The organism is Clostridium ganghwense (genome assembly GCF_026735165.1).
Taxonomy (GTDB): Bacteria; Bacillota; Clostridia; order Clostridiales; family Clostridiaceae; genus Clostridium_H; species Clostridium_H ganghwense.
In genome coordinates this window covers 1-26,391 of the sequence record NZ_JAPQES010000005.1, presented here as the reverse complement: position 1 = coordinate 26,391, position 26,391 = coordinate 1, and the positions used below count along the sequence as shown (strand labels likewise).

The window sequence follows — 26,391 nt, the reverse complement described above, 5'->3', positions numbered from 1 at the left end:
AGAATCAAATAAACATTTTACTAAATTTCCATTAATAACTGGATGGTTTTAATGTAAAATGTTATTAAGAAAAAATAAAATATGTAAAAATATGCTGAAATGTTTAAAAACATGAAATAATTTGATATAATTAGCATAAATTGAATATATAATAAATATTTTAAATTGATTAAAAAATTTGTATAATTTTTGTTAGGGGGAGAGGAAGTGAAAAAAATTAAGCTGACGAGTAAAGGTATTAAAGCCAAAAGTATAAAAACAACAATGATGATCAGTTTTGGCTTGTTATTAATTGCTGTGTGTATTGGGCAAGCAGTTATATCTTATATGAATGCAAAAAAAGCATTAGTCAATACTGTTAATTTAATTTTACCGCAAGTAGCTGTTCAGGCTAGAGATTCAGTGGAAGGTGATATTATTGGACAGCTTAATGCTTTAGAAGCTATAGCTGATAATGATAAAATAAAAGATAAAAACGTTCCAATTACTGAAAAAATGTTACGTTTAGATAATGAAGTTAAAAGAAGTGGTCATATTGCTATGGGAATTGCAGATATAAATGGAAATGAGAAATTTACAAATGGAAAAACAACTAATATTAAGGACCGAGAATATTTTAAAAGGGCAATTGAAGGTAATATAAGTGTGTCAGATCCTATAGTTAGCCAAATAGATAACAGCATAATTGTGGCTTATGCAGTTCCTATTAAAAATAATAATGAAGTTATTGGTGTATTAACTGCTTTGACAGATGGAAATGTTTTAAGTGAATTTATTAAAGAAATTAAATTTGGAACAACAGGGCAAGCATTTATGATAAAAAATGATGGTACAATCATTGCTCATAGAAATAAAGATTTAGTAATTAATATGGATAATAGTTTTGAAAATATAAAGAAGGATCCTTCACTTAAAGGATTAGTAGAAATAGAGAAGAAAATGGTACAAGGAGAATCAGGAGTTGGGGAATATGTATATAATAACCAACATAAATTTGTAGCCTATGCTCCAATAGAAAGCACTGGTTGGTCTATTGCTATAGCAGTAGAAAAGGATGAAGTTTTATCAGAACTTAGTGGTATGGGAATATATGCATTAATAAGTAGCTTAGTATTTGTAGTTGGAGGTATGATTTTAGTGTTTGTTATTTCTGCTTCTATTTCAAAAAGTATTAAGGCTTCAGTAAAACATTTAAAACTGATAGCAAAAGGTGATTTTACTCTACATCCTCCAAAAAAATACATGCAAAGACAGGATGAGATTGGTGAGATGGCAAAGGCTGTAGATACGATGCAAGGTTCTATTGTGGGCATGATAAAAACTATAAAAGATAGTTCTAGTAGTATAGATGAACAATCTATGAATTTATCTTCCGTAGCACAAGAAATGTCAGCATCATCAGAAAATGTTTCAACAGCTATACAAGAAGTAGCTCAAGGTGCAGGTACTCAGGCTGAAGAGTTGGTTAACAGTACAACTATATTAAATGATTTTGGTTTAGAGTTAGAAGAAATGGTAAAATCTATAGAACAGATAGCTTGTAATACTAAAGAAATTCAAAATATGGCGGATGGAAGCAACGATGACATGAATAATGTTATAAATTCTGTAGAAAGAGTTACTAGTACCTTCAATGAGCTAACTTCTCAGATTGGGAATGTTGGAGAAAATGTAAATAGAATATATGAAATAACTGATCTTATAAATAGTATAGCAGAACAGACTAATTTGCTTGCATTAAATGCAGCTATTGAAGCTGCACGAGCAGGAGAAGCAGGAAAAGGATTTTCAGTTGTAGCTGAAGAAATTAGAAAGCTTTCAGAACAGAGTAAAGATTCATCACAAAATATAGCCGAATTAATTAGTAAAATATCAAAGAATACAGATATTATGATTGAAAATACTGATACTGTGAAAAATGAATTAGTAAGTCAGAAAAATGATATTGATACTGCAATAAAATCTTTTGGAGAAATAACAAAAGCAGTTGATGAAATAAATCCTAAAATAGAAGGAACTAATACATCAGCTGTAAACATAGAGAATAAAAAGAATGTTATTTTAGAAAAGATAGAGGCAGTTTCATCTATTGCAGAAGAAGTTTCCGCTTCCTCAGAAGAAGTTTCAGCATCTTCTGAAGAAATGAATTCTTCTACTGAAGAAGTAGCATTAACTGCACAATCTTTAAGCGAAATGACCAAAGAAATGATGGATCAGATTAATAAATTTAAAATATAAGTTTAGCTTTGTTAAAAGAGAATTTAAAATATTTAATGGGTTGATAGATAAGATATAAGTAATCTTATCTATCAACCCATTTTGTTTTTAGTTATATTATTCATTTATAAAGCATTTAAACTCATCAGTATATTTTGTAGGCAGAAATTCAATTATTTCATATTCAGCAATTTTTTTTTGGTAAAATGGGTCTTCTTTAATTATATCTTCAACCTCTTTTAAATCCTTTGCATTACATAGGATTACGCCTCCTATTCTTGGATTACGTCTTCCAGAACAAATAAACTTTTGTAATGAATAGTATTTTTCCAAATAATCTACATGTGAATTTAATTCTTTATCAACCTCTTCAAGTGGTTTAACATATTTTAAAAGTAAGATAAACATAATTACTTCCCCCTTGTATTTTATTATTTGTACTATATGGTACAATTTGAGTGTAGAACATAATTGTTCTTATAGCAATAACTAAAAAAGAATATTGTACCAGTACAAGTATAAAGAGGTGGCAGTAATGACTAAATATAATGAAATTGTAAAGTATATTGAGAATGAAATTTCAAATAGTAATATAAAATTCGGACAGAAGATGCCAACTATAAGAGAATTATCAGAGAAATTTCAGTGCAGCAAAGTAACAGTAGTAAGGGCTTATAGTGAATTACAAAAAAATCATATAGTTTATTCTATACCTCAAAGTGGATATTACTTAGTTGAAAAGAACAATACAGCATGTGAAGATTTAAACACAAATATAATTAATTTTTCTTCAGTAGCTCCTGATGAAAGTGTTTTACCATATCAGGAATTTCAGCATTGTTTAAATCAAGCAATAGATATATACAAACAAAGTCTTTTTAATTATTCAGATTCTAAGGGACTTTCAAATTTAATAAAGGTATTAACAAAACATTTTCAAGAGTATCAGGTGTTTTGTAATACTGATAATATTTTTATAACAACGGGTTCACAGCAGGCAATTAATATTTTATGTGCAATGCCTTTCCCAAATGGTAAGAATAATGTACTTGTTGAGCAGCCTACGTATAATGGCGCTTTGAAATCACTTGAACTTAATAATATTTCTGTTATAGGAATTGAGAGAAATTTTCAAGGCTTAGATTTTGACGAATTGGAAAGAAAATTTGCAAATGGAAACATAAAGTGTTTTTATACTATTCCGAGGTTTCACAATCCATTAGGAACAAGCTATTCTAATGAGGATAAAAAACGTATTTTAAAGCTAGCTGAAAAGTATGATGTATATATAATTGAGGATGATTATATTGGAGATTTAAATATTAAGAATAATTCATATCCCATATATTATCATGATGTGTCCTCAAGGGTTATATATGTAAAAAGTTTTTCAAAAATATTGCTTCCAGGTCTTAGAGTTGCTGCTGTAGTATTACCTAAAATTTTGATAAATACATTTACTGAGTATAAAAAATGGTCAGATTTGAGTACACCAGTACTTTCACAAGGAGCTTTAGAAATTTATATAAAAAGTGGAATGTTTAAGGCACATGGAAAAAAGATTAGAAATATTTATTCACAGAGAATGGAGGCTCTAAAAAGAAGTTCATTGTCATCTAATATACCATATATTAAGTGGCATATACCTGATACGGGTTTTTTTGCTTGTATTGAATTTACAAATAATGTAAATAGCGCTCATATTATTAGTAGCATTAAGGAAAGAAATATATATGTTTCAGATATGAAAAAAAATCACTTGAAAGATTATTTGAATGATAAAATTTTAAAAATAAGCATAAGCAGAGCTAATGTAGATAATATAAAGTATGGAATTCCAATTATTTTAGATGAAATATCAAAAATTAAAAGTCACAAGAAACTCATATTTAAAAATATATTTGATCTTTAAGAAAGGCATATTTGCAAAAATAGTAAGGTTAGTTTTGAGAAACAAGAGTAATTTTAAATACCATATTATTTCTAACATAAAATTTTTTAGTATTACTTTGAAATATAAAGTGATCAGTTAAAGAGTCAATGTAGGTTACTTTTAAAAGATCTTCTTTTAGTGATTTTTGGGGTAGTTTAATGCTGCATCCAGTAATGTGATTATCTTGTACTGCTTTTAAGAAGAGGTTTAAAATAGTAGTTTCGTAATTAGTGGGAATTTTATTTCTTTTAAGTTTATTACACTGTTTGCAGCATAATACTAAATTAAAAACATCTTTGGTACCCTTTTTACTTTTAGGAATATAGTGGTCAAGAGTAATTTGATGACATTTGAGTGTTTTTCCGCAAAAGAAACATTGTCTGTTTTCACGATTGTAAATATAAAGTTTATCTGAATTTTTTATATTCATAAGTAGTTTACCTTTCAAATTTAATATTATTATAGTGATTATAACACAAGTGAAATTTTGAACCCATTATAGCTTAATATATTATTTAGATATAAAAATCAGACCACCTTAATTTGTGGTCTGATTTTTATTTAAAATTTTTAGAGTAGAACGTTTAAACTGCCCAGTTTCCATTTTTAAATATTTGAATCTTTTCTCCATCTTTTGTTTCCCCAGTTATGTCAAGGTTAGCAGAACCTATCATAAAGTCTTCATGAGTTAAAGAACTGTTAGCACCAGCTTTTTCAAGTTCTTCTTCAGTCATATCACTGCCGCTTTCAACGCAAGTAGGATAAGCCATTCCTAAAGCTAAATGGCAGGAAGCATTTTCATCAAATAATGTATTGTAAAAAATTATATTTGAATTTGAAATTGGTGAGTCATCAGGTACTAAAGCAACTTCTCCAAGGTAGTGTGAGCCTTCATCTGTTTCTATTAGTTTTTTTAATGTTTCATAACCTTGTTCAGCTGAAAAGTCAACAATTTTACCATCTTTAAAATTTAAGGTGAAATTATCTATTAAGTTACCACCATAGTTAAGAGGCTTTGTACTTTTAACTTTACCATTTACTCCTGTTTTTAATGGTAGAGTAAATACTTCTTCAGTTGGCATGTTGGCAACAAAATAAGTTTTTTTTGTATTGTATTCTCCACCGCCAGCCCATAAGTGTTTTTTAGGTAGTTCTATTGTTAAATCAGTATCATTTGAAACAAAGTGAAGTGTTTTAAATTTCTTATTATTTAAAAATTCAACTTTTTCATTTATAGTGTTTAGGTGTTCATTCCATGCCTCTACTGGATTATCTTTATCGACTCTAACTATTTTAAAAATGCTTTCCCAAAGTTTTTCTACAGCTTTTTCTTCAGAAATATTAGGGAATACTTTTTTCGCCCAACCTTTTGTAGGAATTGAAACTACGGACCAAGCAACTGTACTATTCATTATATATTCTCTATAATTTTTTAGTGCAATTGATCTTGTTTTATTTGCTGCTGCAATTCTTTTAGGATCTGCATCTTTTAAAAGTTCAGGATTTGATGCAGAAATTGAAAGAAATGCTGCTCCGTTTTTAGCAAGCTCTTCATATCCTTCTGCCTTCCATTTAGGAAATTCTTTAAAAGCTTCTTCTGGTGCATTTATATATTTTATAAGAGCTAATTCTTCATCATTCCATTCAACGTGAACATTTTTAGCACCTGCTTTGTAAGCAAACTTTGCTACAAGTCTTACAAATTCTGCACATTCAATTGGTGAATTTATAACAAGAGTCTGATCTTTTTGAATGTTAACACCTGTTTTAACTGCAAGTTCTGCGTATTTTTGAAGAAACTGACTAAACTTCTCCATTTTATCACTCCTTTAACTATTTTACATATTATTAGTTTATACTAAATTGATTATAAGTCAAATTTCTATTCTTAATAAGGAGGAGGTATTGTAAAAATAGAAATTTCAATTTTGAAGTTTGGTAAATGTGACAAAAATGTAAGAAAAGAATAATAAAATGTAAGGTTAATAAATGGATGGTGCTATACTGATTTCTTATAATTAAATTATAATATGACATAGGAGAAACTTAAAATGAAAAGAAAGAGAACCAAAATAAGAGGACGAGGTATGATAAAAAACGTATTTAAAATAATTAGTTTATTGTTTATTATAGTATTAAGTTTAAATATAGTAAATTATTTTAAAGTTAAAAATAATCATATTAATGTAAAAAAACTAAATATAAGTTTTTATATTAATGCTGCAGATGAATCTAGTAAGGGCAAGCTACAGATTAATTGGAAGCATTTAGCCGCTATTGATGGTGTTAGCTATAAAAATGATTTTTCAAAAACAAATAGTAAAAGTTTAAAAGAATTAGCTGATATGTTTGTTGTAAAAAACAGTACAAACTATAAAGTTAGGGATAGTAAATATAGATTAAGAAGTTTAGAGGAAGTTTTAGATGAACTATCTTTTGAAAAAGAAGAAAGGGAAAAAGTTTATACTTACTTAGAAGATTTAAAGTATATAGGATTAGTTAAGAAAAATTTAAAGGAAAATTCATCACAGAGAAAATTTATTAATGAAATTTCTCCTGGGGCTATTGAAATATATAAGCAATATGGAATTTTCCCTTCTATAACTATAGCTCAAGCTATTTTAGAAACAAGATGGGGGAAGTCCGAATTAGTTATTAAAGCAAATAACTTATTTGGAATAAAAGCTGATAGAAGTTGGAAGGGCAAGTGTATAACTATGAAAACCACAGAATATTACGATAAAGTTATAACTGATGATTTCAGAGTATATGAAAATGCAAGCGAATCTTTAAAGGACTATGCAAAATTTCTCAGTAAAAATAAGAGATATAGAGAACATGGAGTTTTTTCCACTTCTCATTATATAGAACAAGCGGAAGCTATAGAAAATGCAGGATATAGTACTAAAGAAGATAAAAAAGGGAAAAAAGTCTATGCAGATTTATTAATAAAGTTGATAAGACAAAATAATCTTCAGCTAATAGATCATGAGGTACAAATGAAATATTCTAAAAGAGCAATTTAATGATGGAGTCATATTATAGACGATGTAATTGTTAAGTTTAAATTGTTACAAAAAAGTATAAAGAACATAACGATCTACCTTACACCATTATAGATAGCTTATTACCCTATCATAATCTTTCGACCATGATAAAGCAGGTCACAACCTATAATGATGGTTCGTTCGACCATACAAGATATTTACCCAGCCCTATGCAACCTTTCGGCTGCATAGAACCAGTACAACACCCTGTACAGTCTTCGCTCGACCCTATAGGATAAGTTGGAACCCTATTACAATCAATAGTTTGTAATAAAATTACAAATTTTCGACTGCAATAAAGCTTTTCCTCACCCTATAGAATTTTCCCGCCGATCACATATGAGCCAGATTTTAAGCTGACCCATATGTGATCTTTGGCCGACCTATATACACTCCGAGTTAAGAAGCATATATAAGTCTCGGCTCAACCGTTATGTTCCTTACAATATTAATATGTGTAGTTTAAAGAAATATATTCAAAGTTAAATATGTAATTTTTACTAATAGAACTTTGAGTTACAAAACACAGTTTATAATTTATTGAAAGTAGTATCACCATATAGTAAAATATAATGTGTAAATTTGAAACTAAGGAGTTATTAACATGATAAGACCAATTTGATACACAATAAAATTTTGCGAAATTTTTCAAACCTTTAAATAAAGGTTTTTTGACATGCAATTTTTGGAGGTGTATCAAAATTGAATAAAAAGGTAAATGTATACTTGATGTATTTGATTGTGTTTTTACAAGGCTTTGTTTTTTATGGACCAATCGCTACTTTATATAGACAGGCTAGAGGCCTTTCTATGTATGAAATATTTTTGATAGAGTCCATATTTGGTATATTAATGATTGCTTTTGAAATTCCATGGGGATGGTTTGCAGATAGAATTGGATATAAGAGGACGTTAATATTTTCTAATTTAATGTTTTTCATATCAAAAATTATTTTCTATAAGGCTAGTTCATTTAGAGTGTTTTTAATAGAAAGAGTATTACTTGCATTAGTTTTATCAGGTATTTCTGGATGTGATATTGCATTACTTTATTCTTCAGCTGATGAAAGTGAATCAGAAAAAATATTTGGAAGGTATAGTGCATTTTCAATTGGTGGATTTTTAATTGCATCATTTATATCTTCGATAATTGTAAAACAATCAATGGATAAAACTGCATTCTGGACTATTATACCTTATGGTATTGCAGCGGTAGTGACTTTGTTTATAAAGGATGTAGATGCTCATTTGAAAGAAAAACCGAAGCTTAAAGAGAGTTTGAAAACAGTCTTTAGCAATAAAGAAATTGTAATATTTATATTTTCTATTGCTTTGATTCGTGAGGTAGTTCAAGCTGTAAATGTATTTTTGAACCAATTGCAGTACTTGAGAAGTGGAATTGACATAAAATATTTTGGCATAGTGATGGCTATTATTCAAATTGTTCGTTTGAGTTCAGCCAAGGCGTATAAATTAAGCAGTAAATTAGGGAAAAATAGAAGTATTGAAGTTTTATATATAATAATTGTTATTAGTTGTTCTCTTCTGATAGTCACAACAAATCCGATTTTCAGCATATTATTTATAACTTTTATAGCTGGAAGTATGGCTTTGATTAATCCTATTGTTTTAGAGATACAGAACAAATCAATAAATACAGGAGATAGGGCCACTATTTTATCTATATATGCTATAATTGGAGATATAGTAGCAGTATCTATAAATCCACTTATTGGGAAAGCAGCGGATGTTTCTGTAGAAACTGCATTCAAAATATGTGTAATAATATGTATTTGTGCCTATGCTTTGCTCTTCTTTTACAAGAGAAAAAGTAAGAAAGTAGAATAGTTAATTTAAGAATGTAATAAAAACTTTCTAAGAATTTTGGAATTTAGGAATAAAGCTTCTTCTGTGTTTTAGAAATTAAGAAGTTTTATTCTTTATTTTATGACCTATTATAGAAAAATGCAAAATTACAAATTAAGGTAGTGCAAAAAATTGACAAAAATATAAAAAATTTTGACAAAAATATAAAAAATAAAATTTATCTAGGTATTTTAGCATGATGGTAATACTTATGAAAAGTATAAAAATTAAATTTATGAACTTAGGTATTTAAATGATTTTAGAATTTTTAAATTATGGGGGGGAAGCTTTATGTTTGAGTTTTTATTTAATCTTACAATTGAACAAGTTGTAATGATAAACGTAATTTTAATTGCTATTAATTTATTATCTTCAGTATTTATTAAGAAAAGGGTTAAGACAAAATACAATAAAACACAATCTGTAGAAGAAGCGTTATATCTGCAGCAGAAGCTTAGTAAATATATTCAAATTTTATTACTTGTAATTACATCATTTATAAGTGCATTAACAATTACTCCACACACTGATAGTATGGGTAAACTTGGAATATTTGTTGTTATGGGTGTTTGTTTTATTAATATGATTGTAATTTTGATTGGAAGTCAATTAATTCTCTATAAAACAAATCAGTTTCTTAGAAAAACAACAGCAACACGTAAAGAACAGATAGGAATGTTAATACGATTTTTAATTTTTTCAATAATTCCTATGATGATTATGTTTACAGTTATTATTATGAAACCAGATAATTTTAATATAGATGAAAGATTTGAGAAATATATACATATATTAATTCCAGCAGCAGTATATTTATTGATTACATTTATTATGCCGTTTTTTTACAAATATATGTTCAAAGCTGAGCATTTAAATGATTTAGAACTTCATGATAATTTACTTTCCTTTGTAAGAATGGCAGGGATAAATCGTGTTAAAATGTTTTTATGGCCAACTAAAAATAATCGCCATGCTAATGCACTTGTAGCAGGTTTAATAAGAAAAGATATCTATGTATCTGATTATCTTTTAGAAAATTTTACATTGGAGGAAACCCAATCTATTCTTGCTCATGAAATAGGTCATATTAAAAAACATCATTTATGGATAAGAACAGGACTTATACTAGGATTCATTATTATATTTCCGTTACTTGGAGAAGCTATGGAGATGTATGAAGAACAATTCTCAGAAATATCAATATGGGTTGGCTTATTGATATTTTTAAGTATATTTGTGCTATATTTTATAGTTTTAAGACATTATATTAGTCGTGTACAGGAAAGACAGGCAGATACTTTTGTATTGGATATAGGGGTAGAGCCTTTAGTGTACATCTCAGCACTTTACAAGCTGGCAAAATTAAATAATGTAGTTTTTAAATTCGGTAAACTAGATGAAAAATTCCAAACTCATCCATCTATTGTTAAAAGAATAAGATGGATGATGGAACAAGGAAATATATCAGAAGATGAGATTGAGTTTATTTTAACAGTTGAGTAAAAAATTTTCATAAAAATAGTTATTGCATTTTGTATATATTTTGATATAATAGATATCAGAAAGAGGGATTTTAATAAATCCCAAAACTAATAGATAAATAATTAAGTTAATATTTCTGAAGTATTTGTGAAGCTTTTATTTTGAACCTACAGTACTTGAACGGGAGTTCAATATTTAGATGCTGATAAGATCTATAAGACCAGTATAAGGCAAGAACTATGAAACATCTGTGAGAACACCCACCTATCTTAGAGATAGGTGTCAAAATCAAAGCAGCGGTATTTTGGATTTATAATTAGAGATTATTAAAGGAGAGGTAGAGATACCTCTCCTTTTGATTTATTACAAAACAAATTAATATAGTATGTTTGAGATTTAGTATTTTGAAGAGTGAATATAAAAATAAGTATTACAAATAATAAAACATAAGCAAGTTTAGAAGGGGGCTTATGATGAATACAAGATTATTTGTAATAGCAGTAATTCCAGGAATAGCTTTAGCACTTTCTGTATATTTAACCGATAGATATGATAAAGAACCAATTGGTTTATTAATGAAAGTGTTTATTTTAGGAGCACTTTCTGTAATACCAGCAGCTGCTGTAGAGACAGTATTAACATTGTTTAATGTATTTCCAGGAGTGCTGGGAAGTGCTTTTACAGCTTTTATAGTAGCAGGGTTAACAGAAGAGTTTTTAAAAAGAGAAGTTATTTTAAGAACTTCATTTAAAAATAAAGCCTTTAATGAGAAATTGGATGGTATAATATATGCAGTATTTTCAGCTTTAGGCTTTGCAACTGTAGAAAATATAATGTATGTGGTTTTTAGGTTTGCTACTAATCCATATGTTGGAATTTATAGAGGGGTATTTTCTGTACCTGCCCATATGTTATTTGCGGTAACTATGGGGTATTATTTATCTCTAGCAAAATTTTCATATACTGGTGATGAATATAGAATTTTTTTGAGGAGGTCATTGACAGTTCCAGTCATATTACATGGAATTTTTGATTTTATATTAATGTCTAAGATTCCAATATTATTAGCTATTTTCATTCCTTATATCATTTATCTATGGATAGTAAACTTGAGAAAACTTAATGAATATTATTTGGAATCAAAGAGAGGCTTTGAAGGAGAAATATATGGAAATAAAAGATAAATATTATGTATATTTAATATTAGTGTTTTATTTTAATTTTTGTAATAGAACTGGAGAAAATATGAACTATTTACATAAAAATAATTATTGCATTTTGTATATAATTTGATATAATAGGTATCAGAAAGCGGGATTTTAATAAATTCCAAAACTAATATATAAATAATTAAGTTAATATTTCTGAAATATTTGTTAAGCTCTTATTTTGAACCTACAGTACTTAAACGGGAGTTCAATATTTAGATGCCGATTAGACCTATAAGACCAATATAATGGCAAGGACAGTGAAGTATCTGTGAGAACACCCACCTATCGAAGAGATAGGTGTCAAAATCAGGGCAGCGGTATTTTGGATTATAAATTAGATATTATAATGAATATTCTATTAAGGAGAGGTAGAGATACCTCTCCTTTTGATTTTATAGATTATAATTTAGATTTTTTTGTTACAATTTGGCAACAAGTTTATTATATAATGTGAGAATAGTAAGTTTAAAGATGTACTTATCTCAAAGAAAGGATGGAAGTTAATGCAAAATTCAATACTTATAATCGAAGATGATGATTCTATTAGAGATATACTTTTGTATTCTTTGAAAAACGAAGGGTATACAGTAAGTGAGGCATCTAATGGAACTGATGGTTTGGAATTAGTAAAATATAATAAATTTGATTTAATTATACTTGATTTAATGCTTCCTGACATAAGTGGCTTTGATATATGTAAAAAGATATCTATTGAATATAAAATTCCTATAATAATGCTTACTGCAAGAAATGATATAGTAGACAAAGTATTAGGACTAGAACTTGGTGCTGATGATTATATTACTAAGCCTTTTGATATTAGAGAGGTACTTGCTAGGGTTAAAGTAAGTTTAAGAAGAATAGAAAAGATGAAAGAAATAACTGATAAGGATGAAAATACTATTAGATTAAAAAATAATATAATAATATTTAAAGATAGACATGAAGTTTTTAAAGATAATGAAATGATAAAATTAAAACCAAAGGAATATGATTTACTTTTAATTTTATCAGAAAATAGAAACATAGTATTTTCAAGAGATAAACTTTTGGAAAAGGTATGGGGATTTGATTTTGAAGGTGAAAGTCGCACCGTGGATGTACACGTTCAAAGAGTGAGAAAAAAGTTAGATGACCATAAAGAAAACTCAATAATAGAAACAGTTTTTGGAGTTGGATATAAAATGTTATAACGAGAGGAATGATAATTTAAATGAAGCTAACTATAAGGTATAAATTTGTTGTAGGCTTCTTAGTTATTTTTTGTATAGGTTTTACTACTATGAGTTTCTTTTTAAACAAAATAATCATTAAAAATAATGAAAAGATAATAAAAAAAGAGCTTTTAAGTTTTCAAAAGGATTTAACAATATATTTAAGACAGTATTTAAAATTAAAGCAAATAAAATTAGAAGAGAATAATTTCAAGAAAAATGCAGGGGAGATTGGAACAGTATTAGCAGTAAAGTTTGATGATAGAGCAATTATTTATTCTAGAAAAGGTGAGTTTTTATATGATTCTGCCTATGAAAATGGGGAAATATTAATTTATGAAGATATAAAGAATTGGGACAAGGATAAACAATTACATAATAAGGATTTAAAATTAGCTGTTAATAATAAATCAGGTTATACAATAGTTACTGTTAATAATAAATACATAGCAGTTTTTTCATGTCCAATTTTTATTGATAATATGCAATTAGGAATAGTTAGATGTACAAAAGACTATTCAGAATTATTTAATTCTAGTAAAGAGCTGCTGAGAGTAATCAATATATCTATATCATTGGTATTTGGAGTTATTTTTTTATTTTCGGTATTGTTATGCACTAAAATAACAATACCAATAATAAGGTTAAGCAAAGTTTCTAAAGAAGTTGCTAAAGGAAATTTTGATGTTAGTGTGAATACAAATTCAAAAGATGAATTAGGTGAGTTAGCAGATAATTTTAATAAAATGAGAATGCAAATAAAAGAGCAAATTGGAACTATAAAAAAAGATAGAGACAATCTGAAAAAAATAGAAAAACACAGAAAAGCTTTTTTTGATAATGTAACTCATGAAATGAAAACACCTCTTACAATCATATCGGGGTATTCTCAAATTCTACTACAACAGAATTTTCACGATAAAGAATTTTTTAAAAAAGCTGTTACAGGAATGAACAATGAAAGTAATAGAATGCATAATATGGTATTGGATTTATTAGAAATGTCAAAAGTTGAGTCTAATTTAGATTTAGATGAGATACAAGAAATTAGTATATCTGAAATTGTGACTTCAACCTGTGAAGATATGAAGATAAGGGCAGATAAATATGACATTTTCATAGAGAAAAGTATAGAGAAAAATGTGTTTGTTTTAGGAAAGCAATATGAATTGAGGCAGATGATGATTAATTTGATAGATAATTCTATTAAATATGGAGATATAAAGTCTGTTATTAAAATTAAACTTTTTAAGGAGAAGGATTATTGTAATATAATTGTTGAAGACAAAGGACAAGGTATACCTGCCGATAAAATAGATAAGATATTTGAGCCTTTTTATAGAGTTGATAAGGTAAGTTCAAGAGAAAAGGGAAGTAATGGATTGGGATTATCCATAGTTAAAAGTATTGTTGAAAAACATAAAGGAGAAATAAAACTAAGCAGTAAAGAAAATAAAGGTACAAAAATTTATATAAAAATTCCTCTTATTGTTTACAAAATGGCAATATCTGTTTAAATTATAGCAATAACTGTTTTGTACAATAACACCATAAAATAGAGAATGATTTGTCAGGAGGATTTGATTATGAAAAAAAGTACTAAATTAACAGCATTGAAAATTTCTATTCCAGCAGTATTAATAGGAGGATGTATTGGTATAAACTACTTGTTTAATACTAAGGTTTCAGCAACAGCAGATAAATCGGTAATTGTTTGTGAAGATGCATCTCAACTTCAAATATCAGATGATAAGCCACTGCAAATAGTTCAAAGGCAAAAGAACGGAAATATAGATGGATTACATGAGATTTTTGGATTTAATGAGAATCAAGCTATTGTGGGAATAGGGCTTAATAAAAAACAATTTGAGCAAAAATATAAAGATAAAAAGCGTACTGAAATGAGTGATGAGGAACATGATGAAGCTTATAATGATATAAATGGTGAATTATACAAGTTGAATTTATCTACTTTGGAAAAAACTCCTTTAAAAAATGGAAAATATATTGTAGATGCTGAAGCGGTTTCAGCAGGATTTTCACCAGATAAAATGAAATTTGAATATACGTTTAATAACAAACAATATATTTATGATGTTAAAAAAGGTACAAGTAGAAAATATCATGATAAGTCAATGTGCGGTAACTGGTCAGAAGATGGAGATTTTATTATAAATGGCAGAGCTTTTGGATCAAATGAATCATCTAATAATTTATATATATATGATGTAAAAAATAATATGACAAAGAAGATATGTATAGACGATAAGGTTTTTTTATATGCCACACCAAGTTTTTATAGTAAAGATGGAAAGGAAATATATTTTTTAGGTGAGCAATCAAAAGAAGATAACTTGAGTATTAGAATAAAGGGTGTATTTAAAATAAATATTGATACTAAAAAAGTAGAACCAGTAATGCTTTTACCATATCTGAATAATAAAAAAGGTTCTAGAAGAAACAAAAATCGTATATATGATGATTATAATTTAATTGATGGAGAAAAAAAGATAATATTTGAAGGTAGGTTAAATGAAGAAGATGGAGTATTTATTTACGATATACAAAACAAAAAAAATTACAAGGTAATTTCTGCTACAGAAAAAGGATTTGGTGTTTCATATTGGCTTTCACCAGATAAGAGTAAGTTGATTTATGCAACTCCAGAAGATAAAGGGAATAAGAGATTTTGGAATTTATATGCTGCAAAAATTAGTGAGAATAAATTAATAAATAGAATATGTTTAGGTAAATGTATAGATTTAGGTGGCTCAATTCCTAATATGGTACACTGGAGTAGTGACAGCAAAAAGATAGTATTTTTTGAAGAAAATGATGAATATAATAAAAATGGATTTAATGTTTCTGATAGAAACATCATTAATGTGATTACTTTTAAGTAAAGGATTAAATTTCTAATGATTTAAATGATTACATTAATCAATTTCTTAGGAAAACCCACTAATTAATGTAAATGTAATAAATCTCATAGGAAACAATTGGCATATAAATTTATATTATATATAATACAAAACAAATAAAATAAACTTGTTTATTTTTAGAGAGTGTACCTAGGGTTCCGGTTGTATAGCAATGTCTGGTCCGAGCGGTGCAAGCTAAGTATTTAGCTACACTTTTAGGATAAAAGCCTGAAGGACGAGTCTCATTTGAGATTTGTCTTTCAGGCTTTTTTATATTTGCAACTGCAGAGATTTTATTTTCTATTGGAGCAACTTTCAAATCAGGAGCAGATATAGCACTTAGTTATGATTCATTAAAAGCATTAGGAATGGAGAAGGAATTTGAAAGGATTGAAGAGAGAGCCAAATCATTTAGTTTTTATGCACAAGCTATTGGTTCAATAGCAGCAGGATTCTTATATGCTGAAAATATAGAACTACCAATGATAGTTTCAGCAGTATTTATGGTTTTTACTATGGTTATAAGTTTAAAATTTATTGAACCTTCAATTGAAAATAAGAAAGAGAAATATGGAGAAATATATTTAAATCAGATTGCAGATAGTGGAAAATATATTCTAAATAATGAAAAACCTAAAGCTATAATTTTATATTCTATGGTTTTCTTTATATTTTATAGAGGTGCATTTTTCTTATATCAACCATATTTTGAAGGTGTAAATATTCCTTATAAATTTTTTGGAGTTATTTTTGCTGCTTTTAATATAGTTGCAGGAATAACTTCAAAATACAGCTATAAGATTATGAAGATTACTAATAGAAGAACACTTATGTTTCTATCAGCTTTATTAATAGTTTCTTTTTTTATTTTAGGAATAACTAAGACATGGATAGGAATTATAGCTATACTTTTACAGCAGGTAGCATGAGGATTATATGGTCCAGTTACAAGAAAATATTTAAATAAAAATATACCTTCTGATAAACGAACTACTATATTATCATTCTTTAGTTTATTAACATGTTTAGCGGAAGCAGCAGCATCACCGTTCATTGGAGTATTAAGAGATTCTACTACTATTTTTAATACTCATTTAGTAATTGCGATAGTTATGTTAGGATTAACATTTTTAACTTCTATCTATATGAATAAAAGATTAGGAGTTAGACATATTAAAAGTTTATCAGCTTGAATTATAGACCATTTTAAGTAATACCACAAGAGAAATGAGTTCTAGAGTAAGTAAATTTAAGCTTTAATATTTCAAAGTATCTTTTTAATTAAGAAAAATATATATTGAAAACACTGGGAATTGAATTACCTAGTGTTTTTTATTTTATACAAAAATCAATTTGATTTGAGAGATATAATATCATGCTTATTAACGTATAAATTTACTACGAAACAGATTGATAAAAAAATAACACTTATATATATGACATACTAAGCATATTGTTAAAAAATAAACTTAAATATATTAAACCTAGAGGGAAGGTTTAAGACGAGAAATGTTGGTAAAACGCTTATATAACAAGAAAAGAGTGGCTGCAAAGATAATGCGAAATAATAAAGAAAGAAAAAGATTGTTAAAAAAATATCTAAAATTATAAGAAAACTGTTTACTTATACCAAAAGTTTGTGATATAATTAACACAAGCCGAGAGGTGATAAGATGTTTTCTTGATTTTAATACTAAATTTTCTAAAAATTTAAAGTTTATAATTTATTTAAATAGTATAAAAGTATTTAATTATACAAGTATAACTCATGATAAAGCAATTTTAAGAAAGAGGTGCAAATGATGAAAGTAACAAATGTAAAAGAATTAATGAAAAGAATGGAAAGTATGAGAGAAGCGCAAAGGGAATTTGCAACTTATACTCAAGAACAAGTAGATGAAATTTTTAGAAGTGCTGCTATGGCTGCAAATAATGCAAGGATTAAGCTGGCAAAGATGGCGGCAGAAGAAACTGGTATGGGTATTATAGAAGACAAGGTAATAAAGAATCATTTTGCTTCAGAATATATTTATAACAAATATAAGGATGAAAAAACTTGTGGAGTTATTGAAAAAGATAATTCTTTTGGTATTACAAAAGTGGCAGAACCAATAGGTGTTGTGGCTGCGATTGTTCCAACTACAAATCCAACATCTACTGCAATATTTAAGGCGCTTATAGCATTAAAGACTAGAAATGCCATAATATTTTCACCACATCCAAGAGCAAAAAAATCAACTGTTGCTGCTGCTAAAATAGTTCTTGATGCTGCAGTTAGAGCTGGAGCACCAGAAGGAATAGTAGGATGGATAGATGAACCTTCTGTAGAACTTTCACAAGTAGTAATGAGAGAGGCTGATATAATTCTTGCTACTGGTGGACCAGGAATGGTTAAGGCAGCATATTCTTCTGGTAAACCAGCTATAGGAGTTGGTGCAGGTAATACACCAGCTATTATAGATGAAACTGCTCATATTAAAATGGCAGTAAACTCAATACTTCTTTCAAAAAGTTTTGATAATGGAGTTATATGTGCTTCAGAACAGTCAGTATTAGTTATGGAAGAAATTTATAATGAGGTTAAGAAAGAATTTGCAGAAAGAGGAGCTTATATACTTAAAAAAGCTGAAATAGATAAAGTAAGAAAAGTAATATTGGTTAACGGAGGATTAAATGCAAATATAGTTGGACAATCAGCTTATAAAATAGCAGAAATGGCAGGGGTTAAGGTTCCAGAAAGCACTAAGGTTCTTATAGGAGAAGTTGAATCAGTAGAGCTTGAAGAACCATTCTCACATGAAAAATTATCTCCAGTTCTTGCTATGTATAAGGTGAAAAATTTTGATGAGGCTTTAACAAAAGCAGTAAGACTTGTTGAACTTGGCGGTTTTGGTCATACTTCAGTTTTATATACTGATCAAATTAAATCAAAAGATAGATTAGCTAAATTTAGTGCGGCTATGAAGACAGGAAGAACTATAATAAATATGCCTGCAGCTCAAGGTGCTATAGGAGATGTATACAACTTTAAGCTAGCTCCTTCATTAACTTTAGGGTGTGGTTCATGGGGTGGAAACTCTGTATCAGAGAACGTTGGAGTTAAACATTTATTAAACGTGAAGAGTGTAGCCGAGAGGAGAGAAAACATGCTTTGGTTTAGAGTTCCGGAAAAAGTTTACTTCAAGTATGGTAGCTTAGGAGTAGCATTAAAAGAATTAAATGATATGAATAAAAAGAAAGCATTTATTGTAACTGATAAGGTTCTTTATGATTTAGGATATGTAGATAAGGTTACAAATATTTTAGATGAAATTGGAGTTGACTTTAAGGTATTCTTTGATGTAGAACCAGATCCAACTCTTGCTATAGCTAAAAAAGGTGCTAAGGAAATGGAAAGCTTTAAGCCAGATACAATTATAGCGCTAGGTGGAGGATCACCAATGGATGCTGCCAAAATTATGTGGGTAATGTATGAGCACCCAGAAGTAAAATTTGAAGATCTTGCTATGAGATTTATGGATATAAGAAAGAGAGTATGTCCATTCCCTAAAATGGGTGAAAAAGCTATGATGGTTGCAATACCAACTTCAGCAGGTACAGGTTCTGAGGTTACGCCATTTGCAGTTATTACAGATGAAAAAACAGGAATGAAATATCCGCTAGCAGACTATGAGTTAACACCTGATATGGCTATAGTAGATGCTGAATTAATGCTAAATATGCCAAAGGGATTAACGGCAGCTTCAGGTATAGATGCTTTAACTCATGCTATAGAAGCTTATGTATCAGTACTTGCTTCAGAGTATACTAATGGAATGGCTTTAGAAGCAATAAGATTAATATTTAAATATTTACCACAAGCTTATAATGATGGTATAAATAACATAAAATCAAGAGAGAAAATGGCTCATGCTTCAACTATGGCAGGTATGGCTTTTGCCAACGCTTTCTTAGGAGTATGTCATTCAATGGCACATAAATTAGGAGCTATGCATCACGTAGCACATGGTGTAGCAAATGGATTGCTAATTAATGAAGTTATCAGATTCAATGCAGTAGATAATCCAAGAAAACAAGCAGCATTTCCACAATACAAATATCCAAATGCAAAGTGGAGATATGCAAGAATTGCTGACTACCTACAATTAGGTGGTAATACAGAAGAAGAAAAAATAGAGCTTTTAATTAAGGCTATTGATGAATTAAAAGCTAAGATTGATTTGCCAATGACTATAAGTGAAGCTGGTGTTTCTAAAGAGAAGTTCTATGCTACTTTAGATGAAATGAGTGAGCAAGCTTTTGACGATCAATGTACAGGTGCTAACCCAAGATATCCATTAATCAGTGAAATAAAGCAAATGTATATAAAAGTTTTTCAAGGAAAAGCTGAACAAGGATTAGATAAAAAATAAATGATTAAAAAGCAAGAGAATTTTAGAATTCTCTTGCTTTTACTTTAATTATTTTAATTCCTGCATCATTTGATTAGCTTCAGTTTTAAGTTGTTGTACATCTGCATCTGCAGCATCTTTTGTAGGATACCATCCTTTTTGTCTCATAGCATCAAATACTTGATATTGAACACTTTGAACTTTAACAAAATTATCTACTAATGTATTTCTTAAATTTGGACAAGAACTTTCAGTTATTCCAGTGCTGTAAGCAGATATTACTTGCTTTTCAGTAGTAAGTAAATCCTGCATCATTTCTTTTTCTGTAAAAGTCATATTTGCATCCATAAATTTTCCTCCTTTTATATCCATATAATAAACTATTAGTTTTTTAGAAATGGTATTTTATCATGTTTGTATTATTGATGAGAATCTAAATAATTTTTTAGGTTATCAAAGTTACTTCTGTGTACACCGCTTAATTCTTGGCATAAAGATTTTAATTGTTGATCAGTACAACTATTTGAATATTGACTGAATTTCTTATTCATTAAAGCTTCATACTCGATTTGATCTTTAATAACTTTTAAGTTTTTGTCTTCTAATTGTTTGGTTTGTGTAGCCATCATAAATATTCCTCCTTTAAATTTAATTATTACAAAATTATTATTTGCTTTTATGCTAGAATTATATATGGAAAAAGAATGAAGTTTTAAATTTGGTATTGATAAAAAATTAAGTTTTAGAAAATAGTTAAAATTGTACAAATATAAAATTTCGTATATAATTATGATAATAAGTGTATCAATGATAAATTTTATGTGAAATAAATAATAAACAAATATAAATTTAATTAATTTTAATAAAATAATTTATTTATATGGTTAAAAGTTTGAAAATAAATGCAATTTAGAAAATAGAAAGGTGGATAAAAATGGAAAAGAAAAAATTGTAATTGTTGATGATTCTCCTTTTTCAATAAGTATTCTTAAAGATATATTAGATGAAAAGGGATTTGACGTGGTTGGAGATGCCAGTTCTTTAGAAGAAACTATCAAAGTTGTTAAAGAAAAAAAACCTGATTTGGTAACTATGGATATGACTATGCCAGGCACTGATGGATTAGAATGTACAAGAGCTATTCATCGTATAGATGAAGATATAAAGGTAGTGATTGTTAGTTCGATGATGGATGATGAAATAGTTAAAAAAGCTAAAGAAAATAGGGTGTCAGGATATGTTCAAAAACCAGTAGATCCCGATGAAATTACTACTGTAATAAAAAGAGCGATGGTGGGAGAAGATTTACTTCATGAACTAGAAAAAATATATTTTGATGTATTTAAAGAAAGTCTTTCTGATAATCTTAACAGATTGACTAAGACAATACCTTCTTATGGTAATGAAACTAAATCAAATGATGCGGAAAGTTCTAGAGGTATTTCAGCAGTAGTAGGGGTTATAGGAAAATGCTCTGGCAGAATGATTATTGATTTATCTTATGAAACTGCTAAAAATATGGCAGAGGTTGTGTTAAGAAGAGAAGTTGAAAATATAGATGCATGCCTGGCTATGATTGGAGAATTTGCCAATATTGTTGCAGGGAATGCATGCTCTACATTAAATCGTAAAAATAAAATTTTTGGACTACGTGTAGCACCACCTACAATATTCCATGGAAAGTCTTTAAATATATCCAAAACCAGCTTAAAAACCACTTCCATAATAGCAAAGACAGATTTTGGAGAAATATACTTAAATATAGGATTTAAAAGAGGTGAAGACGAATGGATGCAAAATTAGTAAATCCTTTTATTGAAGCTTTTTTTTCTGTGATGCCTCAAGTAGGATTTAGTGAGATAAAGAAAAAAGCTGTTAGTGTAAAAGATAAAAATATTAAAAGTATTGGTGTAATGATAAATTTAGGGATTGTAGGAGATATAAGAGGTAATGTTATATATGGTATGGATATAGAAAGTGCAAAACAAGTTGCTTCAAAAATGATGATGGGAATGCCTGTTGATGAGCTGAATGATATGGCGCAAAGTGCTATTTCAGAACTTACAAATATGCTCACAGCAAATGCTAGTACAAATTTCTCAAATGTTGGAACAAATATAAATATATCAACACCAGCGTTAATGTATGGGGAGGAATTTCAAGTAAAAATGAATACTGATAAAGTTTTGTGTATTGAAATTCTTGCGGATAATATTCCTATTGAAATCAATATTGCTTTTAACAAAATTTGATGTGGATTGGAAGCACTAGACTAGAATCTAGTGCTTTTTTTATAAAATTACATAATAATGTATTTTGTTTATTTTATAGTGAATAGTGTTATCATAGTCATTATTACACCCATAGCAATAAAAGCTACTCCTACAATTTTCTTTAATAAATTTTCATTGATTTTATTTGCATAGCGAGAACCTAGTGCACCACCTATAATTGAACCTATGCCTATAAGAAGTGATAGTGTCAAATTTATATTACCTCTAATAGCATAGCCAGCTGCACCTGAAAGAGCAGTTATGGCCATAATTAGGGTAGAAGTACCTATGGCTTTGTGAAGAGGGAATGAAAGTAGGACTATCAAAGCTATAAGTATCATTACTCCACCACCAGCACCAAATATACCACTTAGTATACCTATGGCAAATCCAATTAATAAAGACGCTACTATTCTTTGCCATTCATATTTAAAATTTATACGTTTATGCATTTTGTTTGATGTAGTTTTATTATCGTTGGATTTTTTGAAAAACATGAATAAACCTGCCAAAAGTAATATAACTCCAAAACTAGAGCTAAGATTACTTTCGCCCATAGAATCTGCAAGTAGTGCGCCTAATTGAGAACCAGCTATAGACCCTATTGCTATCCATATACCTGATTTAAGATCTATATTACCGTTTTTATAGTATGCATAAGAGACTGTTAAAGAAGCTATAACATCTACCAAAAGACTTGTCCCTATTGCAGCATGAACGCTGACAGAAAAAAGCATAGTTAACAGGGGAACTATAATCATTACGCCGCTAGCACCAATAAGACTGGTAATAGCACCTGTACCAATTCCAATTAATATCATTAATAAATACATATAAGGTTGCATCATTTATTACACCTCCAATCTTTTGTTTCTATATTATAGAAATCTTATTTTAAACTTCAATATGAACTTGGATTCATATTGAATAAAAACAAATTCATTATAGTTTCTGGGGTTTAAACTGTCAAGTGCCAAATTGTAATTTTTTCAAATAAATAACAATAAAAAGAATGTTTTGCAAAAAGTAAAGTTACAGAGTGTAACAGTAAACTATTGTTGACAAGATAATAATATAATATTATAATGAATCCATGTTCATTTAATATGAATCGATATTCATAAAAGAAAGAAGTGTAAATATGCCAAAGATTATAAAAGGCATTGAAGAAAAAATTTTTAATGCTGGTATGAACTTATTTGGTGAAAAAGGTTACTCAAATGTTGATATGAAAATGATTGCTAAAGAGGCTGATATTGCTGTAGGTACTTTGTACAATTATTATTCTAATAAAAAACAATTATATATCAAAGTCTTTGAGGTTAGTTGGAAATATACATTTAGTAAACTTGATACGATAATAGAGTCATCTATTCCTCTTGAGGAAAAAATTGAGGGAGTTGTAATAACATTATATGAAGAAATTGAGAGAAAAAAAGGTATAGGGCAAGAATTAACAAAAGAAAATGTCTTTGATAAGAATAAAGGAGATGGAATGTCATGGATAAAAAATGAGTTAATTAGAAAAATGGAATTTTTGATAATGAAGCTTAAGATAAAATATGGAATTAAACTTGAAGAGGGTATGGAAGGAAGATTCGTTGAGACTATGTTAATTTTAATAAATGAAATGTCTAAAGAACATCCTGATGAAAAGGAGAAAAATATTAAATATATAAATCAAATTTTACAACTAATTTATGTGAAATAGCAACAGTTTCAATATAAATATATACTATTTTAAAAAAAATTATAGTAAAAAGGAGGAAATAAAATGGAAGCTAGAGATCAAAGAGCAAATATGCTTGGAGAAGAAAAAATATCTAAAGTTTTAATAAAGCTATCTGTACCAGCTATTATAGCAATGCTGGTTAATGCAATATACAATATTGTGGATACTATGTTTGTAGGAAGGTTAGGAGAAACTAGTGCTATAGGCGCTGTTTCAGTAGTTTTTCCATTATTTATGCTTATAGGAGCTGTAGGTCAGACTTTTGGAGTAGGAGCAGGATCATATATATCAAGACTATTAGGTGAAAAGAAGAAGAAGGAGGCAGATAAAACTGCGGCAACAGCTTTTTTTAGCAGTTTAGCTTGTGGGATTATTTTTACCATATTTGGTTTAATATTTATTGAACCCTTACTTAAGGCTTTTGGTGCTACTAGTACAATATTACCTTATGCAAAGGGGTATGCTTCTATATTAGTTGCAGGTTCTATTTTTACAATGCTTAATATGACTATGAATAATATGATTAGAGCTGAAGGAAATGCTAAGTATAGTATGTATGCTATAAGTTTAGGTGCTGTAATAAATATAATTCTTGATCCAATTTTCATATTTACATTAAATATGGGGATAAAAGGAGCAGCGTGGGCAACAGTAATAGCTCAAATTATATCTTTCATTTTCCTAATTAAATATTATCTTTTAGGAAAAAGTTATATTGTATTATCAAGAAAAAATTATAGATTTTCTAAATTTATCTATTCTGAAATAATGAAAGCTGGAATGCCTTCATTGGCAAGACAAGCTCTTTCTAGTATATCCTTAGCATTAATTAATGTAGCAGCTAATCCTTATGGTGATTCAGCAGTAGCTGCAATGGGAGTCTCACTTAGAATACTTTCTATAGGGTATTTTGTGGTATTTGGATTTACACAAGGATTTCAACCTATAGCAGGATATAACTATGGGGCTAAAAAATTCAAGCGATTATTTGAGGCGATAAAGTTATCTGTTATTTGGTCTTCAATTTTCACATTAGGCCTTTCAATATTACTTATGATTTTTGCAGAGTCTACTGTAAGTATGTTTAGTAAGGATTTAGAAGTAATTAAAGTGGGAGCAAGGACACTTAGAGCTACATGTTTATTATTTCCAGTATGCGGTTTTATGAATGTTTTTGTTTCATTATTTCAAGCATTAGGTAAGGGTGGAGAAGCATTTATTTTAGCAACTTCTAGACAGGGGATATTTTTCATACCAACTATAATAATACTTCCTAAAATATTTAACTTAGATGGAGTGATTTTTAGTCAGCCTATAGCAGATATCTTTACTTTGATAGTTACTATAATTTTGGGAGCGAGATTATTAAAAAAATTAAAAGAAGAGGAAAAACACCTTAGTTTTAAAGAAAATGATATAACAAAGTCAGTATTTGAATAAAGCTTTAAATAATAAAAACCTCCTACTACAGATTATTGTAAATAGGAGGTTTTTATTAAAGTATATTGACAGAAAATTTAAAAAAATATGTCGAAAAAAATAAAAAAACGTTGAAAAAGAATATAGGATATGTTATCATTAATTCAAAGACAGGTGAAGTGATGCGACAGATGTAAAAGTTTACACTCACCCCATTTAAATTACAGTTAAATATTTTGCGTGTTACTGATTCGATCAGGCATGAGCAAAGGTAATTAAATAAATAGGTTTATGTCTATTTGTATTGTTCAAATAGGTGTATATTTATTGTTATTAACCTTGTTCATGCCTGATCGTATTTTATTTAGCGCAAAAAAATTTTTAAAGGAGGAATTCAGAATGTTCAAAAAATCATTTGGCGTTTTGCAACAAGTAGGTAAAGCATTAATGTTACCAGTTGCATTACTACCAGCAGCAGGTTTATTACTTGCATTTGGTAACATGTTTCAAAATCCACAATTTTTATCTGCAGTTCCAGCATTAGATGTACATTGGTTCCAAGCATTTGCTAAAGTTATGGAACAATCAGGAGGAATTATTTTTGGTAATCTTTCATTATTATTCGCAGTAGGAGTTGCAGTAGGTTTAGCAGGAGGAGAAGGTGTTGCAGGACTTGCAGCAATAG

22 protein-coding genes and 2 other RNA genes are annotated in these 26,391 nt (G+C 28.5%); 18 read left to right on the top strand and 6 right to left on the bottom strand.

Annotated elements, in window-relative coordinates:
- Positions 1 to 207: 207 nt before the first annotated feature.
- The gene (locus tag OXH55_RS13575) at positions 208 to 2,238 is read left to right on the top strand and encodes a methyl-accepting chemotaxis protein (RefSeq protein ID WP_268050536.1); all 2,031 of its coding nucleotides are present in this window, start codon (positions 208 to 210) and stop codon (positions 2,236 to 2,238) included.
- Between the two features lie 96 nt (positions 2,239 to 2,334).
- Here OXH55_RS13575 and OXH55_RS13570 read toward each other — a convergent pair whose 3' ends face one another.
- Positions 2,335 to 2,625 carry a YciI family protein gene (locus OXH55_RS13570; protein ID WP_268050535.1) on the bottom strand — a complete coding sequence of 97 codons (291 nt, stop codon included), beginning with the start codon at positions 2,623 to 2,625 and terminating at the stop codon, positions 2,335 to 2,337.
- A gap of 127 nt (positions 2,626 to 2,752) precedes the next feature.
- Here OXH55_RS13570 and OXH55_RS13565 point away from each other — a divergent pair, with 127 nt between their 5' ends.
- A complete protein-coding gene (locus OXH55_RS13565; protein ID WP_268050533.1) occupies positions 2,753 to 4,129 on the top strand; it encodes an aminotransferase-like domain-containing protein in 1,377 nt (458 codons plus the stop codon).
- A 28-nt stretch (positions 4,130 to 4,157) separates the two neighbouring features.
- Here OXH55_RS13565 and OXH55_RS13560 read toward each other — a convergent pair whose 3' ends face one another.
- Complete coding sequence (locus OXH55_RS13560; RefSeq protein WP_268050532.1) at positions 4,158 to 4,580, bottom strand: HNH endonuclease; 423 nt, start codon at positions 4,578 to 4,580, stop codon at positions 4,158 to 4,160.
- Positions 4,581 to 4,734: 154 nt separating this feature from the next.
- Positions 4,735 to 5,967 (bottom strand): aminopeptidase, encoded by a 1,233-nt coding sequence (locus OXH55_RS13555; protein ID WP_268050531.1) that lies wholly within the window; start codon positions 5,965 to 5,967, stop codon positions 4,735 to 4,737.
- 234 nt (positions 5,968 to 6,201) lie between these two features.
- Here OXH55_RS13555 and OXH55_RS13550 point away from each other — a divergent pair, with 234 nt between their 5' ends.
- The 11 genes from OXH55_RS13550 to adhE all read left to right on the top strand — a co-directional run bounded on the left by OXH55_RS13550 (position 6,202) and on the right by adhE (position 20,303).
- Positions 6,202 to 7,176 (top strand): glycoside hydrolase family 73 protein, encoded by a 975-nt coding sequence (locus OXH55_RS13550; protein WP_268050530.1) that lies wholly within the window; start codon positions 6,202 to 6,204, stop codon positions 7,174 to 7,176.
- A 723-nt stretch (positions 7,177 to 7,899) separates the two neighbouring features.
- A complete protein-coding gene (locus OXH55_RS13545; protein ID WP_268050529.1) occupies positions 7,900 to 9,045 on the top strand; it encodes an MFS transporter in 1,146 nt (381 codons plus the stop codon).
- Positions 9,046 to 9,354: 309 nt separating this feature from the next.
- Positions 9,355 to 10,566, top strand: a complete 1,212-nt coding sequence (locus OXH55_RS13540; protein ID WP_268050528.1) for a M48 family metalloprotease — start codon at positions 9,355 to 9,357, stop codon at positions 10,564 to 10,566.
- A gap of 109 nt (positions 10,567 to 10,675) precedes the next feature.
- Positions 10,676 to 10,860: non-coding RNA, 6S RNA (gene ssrS, locus OXH55_RS13535), on the top strand.
- Positions 10,861 to 11,018: 158 nt separating this feature from the next.
- The gene (locus OXH55_RS13530) at positions 11,019 to 11,729 is read left to right on the top strand and encodes a PrsW family intramembrane metalloprotease (protein WP_268050527.1); all 711 of its coding nucleotides are present in this window, start codon (positions 11,019 to 11,021) and stop codon (positions 11,727 to 11,729) included.
- 174 nt (positions 11,730 to 11,903) lie between these two features.
- Positions 11,904 to 12,089, top strand: a non-coding RNA gene (gene ssrS / locus OXH55_RS13525) — 6S RNA.
- Positions 12,090 to 12,259: 170 nt separating this feature from the next.
- Positions 12,260 to 12,949, top strand: coding sequence for a response regulator transcription factor (locus tag OXH55_RS13520; protein WP_268050526.1), 690 nt, complete (start codon positions 12,260 to 12,262; stop codon positions 12,947 to 12,949).
- Positions 12,950 to 12,969: 20 nt separating this feature from the next.
- A complete protein-coding gene (locus OXH55_RS13515) occupies positions 12,970 to 14,487 on the top strand; it encodes a sensor histidine kinase (RefSeq protein WP_268050525.1) in 1,518 nt (505 codons plus the stop codon).
- A 69-nt stretch (positions 14,488 to 14,556) separates the two neighbouring features.
- Positions 14,557 to 15,873 (top strand): hypothetical protein, encoded by a 1,317-nt coding sequence (locus OXH55_RS13510; protein ID WP_268050524.1) that lies wholly within the window; start codon positions 14,557 to 14,559, stop codon positions 15,871 to 15,873.
- Between the two features lie 386 nt (positions 15,874 to 16,259).
- A complete protein-coding gene (locus OXH55_RS13505; RefSeq protein ID WP_268050523.1) occupies positions 16,260 to 16,820 on the top strand; it encodes an MFS transporter in 561 nt (186 codons plus the stop codon).
- Positions 16,821 to 17,690: 870 nt separating this feature from the next.
- Entirely contained in the window at positions 17,691 to 20,303 is a 2,613-nt protein-coding gene (gene adhE / locus OXH55_RS13500; RefSeq protein WP_268050522.1) for a bifunctional acetaldehyde-CoA/alcohol dehydrogenase, read from the top strand.
- 48 nt (positions 20,304 to 20,351) lie between these two features.
- On the opposite strand, the gene OXH55_RS13495 is transcribed toward adhE, so the two are convergent.
- Positions 20,352 to 20,630, bottom strand: coding sequence for a spore coat protein (locus OXH55_RS13495; RefSeq protein WP_268050521.1), 279 nt, complete (start codon positions 20,628 to 20,630; stop codon positions 20,352 to 20,354).
- A gap of 71 nt (positions 20,631 to 20,701) precedes the next feature.
- Positions 20,702 to 20,911 (bottom strand): hypothetical protein, encoded by a 210-nt coding sequence (locus OXH55_RS13490; RefSeq protein WP_268050520.1) that lies wholly within the window; start codon positions 20,909 to 20,911, stop codon positions 20,702 to 20,704.
- 295 nt (positions 20,912 to 21,206) lie between these two features.
- Here OXH55_RS13490 and OXH55_RS13485 point away from each other — a divergent pair, with 295 nt between their 5' ends.
- Both OXH55_RS13485 and OXH55_RS13480 read left to right on the top strand, forming a co-directional pair.
- Positions 21,207 to 22,085 carry a response regulator gene (locus OXH55_RS13485; RefSeq protein ID WP_268050519.1) on the top strand — a complete coding sequence of 293 codons (879 nt, stop codon included), beginning with the start codon at positions 21,207 to 21,209 and terminating at the stop codon, positions 22,083 to 22,085.
- The gene (locus OXH55_RS13480) at positions 22,070 to 22,534 is read left to right on the top strand and encodes a chemotaxis protein CheX (protein ID WP_268050518.1); all 465 of its coding nucleotides are present in this window, start codon (positions 22,070 to 22,072) and stop codon (positions 22,532 to 22,534) included. The genes OXH55_RS13485 and OXH55_RS13480 overlap by 16 nt, the downstream gene beginning before the upstream one ends.
- A 68-nt stretch (positions 22,535 to 22,602) precedes the next feature.
- Here OXH55_RS13480 and OXH55_RS13475 read toward each other — a convergent pair whose 3' ends face one another.
- On the bottom strand, positions 22,603 to 23,403 hold the full coding sequence (locus tag OXH55_RS13475) for a sulfite exporter TauE/SafE family protein (RefSeq protein WP_268050517.1): 801 nt from the start codon (positions 23,401 to 23,403) through the stop codon (positions 22,603 to 22,605).
- A 293-nt stretch (positions 23,404 to 23,696) separates the two neighbouring features.
- Here OXH55_RS13475 and OXH55_RS13470 point away from each other — a divergent pair, with 293 nt between their 5' ends.
- From OXH55_RS13470 to OXH55_RS13460, 3 genes are all read left to right on the top strand, one after another.
- Entirely contained in the window at positions 23,697 to 24,266 is a 570-nt protein-coding gene (locus OXH55_RS13470) for a TetR/AcrR family transcriptional regulator (protein WP_268050516.1), read from the top strand.
- Positions 24,267 to 24,329: 63 nt separating this feature from the next.
- Positions 24,330 to 25,727, top strand: a complete 1,398-nt coding sequence (locus OXH55_RS13465; protein ID WP_268050515.1) for an MATE family efflux transporter — start codon at positions 24,330 to 24,332, stop codon at positions 25,725 to 25,727.
- A 378-nt stretch (positions 25,728 to 26,105) separates the two neighbouring features.
- A partial coding sequence (locus tag OXH55_RS13460) for a PTS transporter subunit EIIC (protein ID WP_268050514.1) occupies positions 26,106 to 26,391 on the top strand: 286 nt, incomplete at its 3' end.

What these genes read in the sequence shown, in the direction of transcription:
- OXH55_RS13540 (WP_268050528.1), top strand. Translation starts at nt 9,355, where the DNA reads ATGTTTGAGTTTTTATTTAATCTTACAATTGAACAAGTTGTAATGATA.
- OXH55_RS13515 (WP_268050525.1), top strand. Translation starts at nt 12,970, where the DNA reads ATGAAGCTAACTATAAGGTATAAATTTGTTGTAGGCTTCTTAGTTATT.
- OXH55_RS13570 (WP_268050535.1), bottom strand. Translation starts at nt 2,625, where the DNA reads ATGTTTATCTTACTTTTAAAATATGTTAAACCACTTGAAGAGGTTGAT.
- OXH55_RS13560 (WP_268050532.1), bottom strand. Translation starts at nt 4,580, where the DNA reads ATGAATATAAAAAATTCAGATAAACTTTATATTTACAATCGTGAAAAC.
- OXH55_RS13555 (WP_268050531.1), bottom strand. Translation starts at nt 5,967, where the DNA reads ATGGAGAAGTTTAGTCAGTTTCTTCAAAAATACGCAGAACTTGCAGTT.
- OXH55_RS13505 (WP_268050523.1), top strand. Translation starts at nt 16,260, where the DNA reads ATGGAGAAGGAATTTGAAAGGATTGAAGAGAGAGCCAAATCATTTAGT.
- OXH55_RS13550 (WP_268050530.1), top strand. Translation starts at nt 6,202, where the DNA reads ATGAAAAGAAAGAGAACCAAAATAAGAGGACGAGGTATGATAAAAAAC.
- OXH55_RS13565 (WP_268050533.1), top strand. Translation starts at nt 2,753, where the DNA reads ATGACTAAATATAATGAAATTGTAAAGTATATTGAGAATGAAATTTCA.
- OXH55_RS13475 (WP_268050517.1), bottom strand. Translation starts at nt 23,403, where the DNA reads ATGATGCAACCTTATATGTATTTATTAATGATATTAATTGGAATTGGT.
- OXH55_RS13480 (WP_268050518.1), top strand. Translation starts at nt 22,070, where the DNA reads ATGGATGCAAAATTAGTAAATCCTTTTATTGAAGCTTTTTTTTCTGTG.
- OXH55_RS13495 (WP_268050521.1), bottom strand. Translation starts at nt 20,630, where the DNA reads ATGGATGCAAATATGACTTTTACAGAAAAAGAAATGATGCAGGATTTA.
- OXH55_RS13465 (WP_268050515.1), top strand. Translation starts at nt 24,330, where the DNA reads ATGGAAGCTAGAGATCAAAGAGCAAATATGCTTGGAGAAGAAAAAATA.
- OXH55_RS13490 (WP_268050520.1), bottom strand. Translation starts at nt 20,911, where the DNA reads ATGATGGCTACACAAACCAAACAATTAGAAGACAAAAACTTAAAAGTT.
- OXH55_RS13470 (WP_268050516.1), top strand. Translation starts at nt 23,697, where the DNA reads ATGCCAAAGATTATAAAAGGCATTGAAGAAAAAATTTTTAATGCTGGT.
- OXH55_RS13530 (WP_268050527.1), top strand. Translation starts at nt 11,019, where the DNA reads ATGAATACAAGATTATTTGTAATAGCAGTAATTCCAGGAATAGCTTTA.
- OXH55_RS13520 (WP_268050526.1), top strand. Translation starts at nt 12,260, where the DNA reads ATGCAAAATTCAATACTTATAATCGAAGATGATGATTCTATTAGAGAT.
- adhE (WP_268050522.1), top strand. Translation starts at nt 17,691, where the DNA reads ATGATGAAAGTAACAAATGTAAAAGAATTAATGAAAAGAATGGAAAGT.
- OXH55_RS13510 (WP_268050524.1), top strand. Translation starts at nt 14,557, where the DNA reads ATGAAAAAAAGTACTAAATTAACAGCATTGAAAATTTCTATTCCAGCA.